Below are 1,388 nucleotides of genomic sequence, written 5' to 3'. Positions count from 1 at the left end.
GGCCGCAGTCAGGCACGCGGGAGGTGAGCGCAGTGCGCAGCACCGATTTCCTCGCGGGGCCGCGGGGATTGACAAGGGGGGAGCGGTGTATGAACCGGGCACATGGGTAACACTTTAAACCGGGCACATGGGTAACAGGTTATAACGGTACGGTAAACAGCTGACGGAGGTTTACCGTGCCCTGGACTGAGACTGTTACCATGCAACGTTTGCAGTTTGTTGCGGCCTGCCTTGAAGGCAGCCTCACGGTTGCTGAGGTGTGCCGCCGCTTTAATATCAGCCGTAAAACCGGTTACAAGTGGCTGGCCCGTTTTTCGCCCGATGATGTCACCTCCCTCAGTGACCGTTCCCGGGCGCGCCATCACCAGCGCGCAACACCTGAACCCATGGTGAAGCTGCTGCTGGAGACAAAGCAACAGCATCCCCTGTGGGGGCCTGAGAAGATAAGGCAGCGCCTTCTTAACCTGAACGTCACCGGCGTTCCTGCCGCCAGCACCATTGGTGAGCTGTTCCGCGGTCATGGTCTGGTTAAAAAACGTAAGGCCCCCACCTTTAAACCCACGAAGCGGCATGAGCTGCACGCTGCTGTGCGGCCAAACGATGTCTGGAGTGCCGATTTCAAGGGGCAGTTCACCCATGCCGGCGGTCGCTGGTGCCATCCCTTCACGCTGACCGATAACTGCAGCAGGATTGTGCTGGCCTGCGATGCCACCTATACACCTGATGGCCGGTTTGTTATCCCCTGCCTCGAACGGGTGTTCCGGGAATGCGGGATGCCGCAGGTGCTGCGTACGGACAACGGTCCTCCCTTTGCCGGGTCCGGTCTGTGGGGGCTGAGCCAGATGGCCGTATGGCTGATTAAATGTGGTGTCCTGCCGGAACGTATCCGGCCGGGTAAACCCACCGAAAACGGCAGACATGAGCGGATGCACCGCACCCTGAAGGATGCACTGAAGCGACATGCGAAGTTCATTTCTCTTGAAGAGCAGCAGGCCTGGATGGATGCATGGCGCCATGAATTTAATGAGATACGCCCCCACAGGGCGCTGGGCGGAAAAACACCCGGTTCGGTCTGGTATCCGTCAGAGCGCATCTTTACCGGCCCGCTGAAGGCAATGCCTGTACCGGATGATGCCCGGACACTGCGTGTCTCATTAAAAGGCGATTTATTCTTTAACAGCACACGGGTATTTTTATCAGAAGCGCTGAGGGGAGAATGGGTATGGATGAAGCAGGTCGAAGAAGATCTGGATGAAGTTGGTTTTGGTGAACTGATACTGGCCCGGTACGACAGACGGAATCATCGTATAATCCGGGCCGACTGAAGTAAAAAGTGTCACCCATGTGACCGGTCAGATCTGTAACCCATGTGACCGGTTCATACACGG

1 protein-coding gene is annotated in these 1,388 nt (G+C 57.2%); it reads left to right on the top strand.

What is annotated here, in order from left to right:
- Positions 1 to 176: 176 nt before the first annotated feature.
- Positions 177 to 1,325, top strand: a complete 1,149-nt coding sequence (locus tag SOM48_RS22600) for an integrase core domain-containing protein (protein ID WP_128483583.1) — start codon at positions 177 to 179, stop codon at positions 1,323 to 1,325.
- The last annotated feature ends 63 nt before the right edge of the window (positions 1,326 to 1,388 follow it).

The organism is Kosakonia sp. CFBP8986, from assembly GCF_034044935.1.
Lineage (GTDB): Bacteria > Pseudomonadota > Gammaproteobacteria > Enterobacterales > Enterobacteriaceae > Kosakonia > Kosakonia cowanii.
The sequence above is the reverse complement of the archived record's forward strand: the minus strand, read 5'-3'. Positions and strand labels throughout refer to the sequence as shown.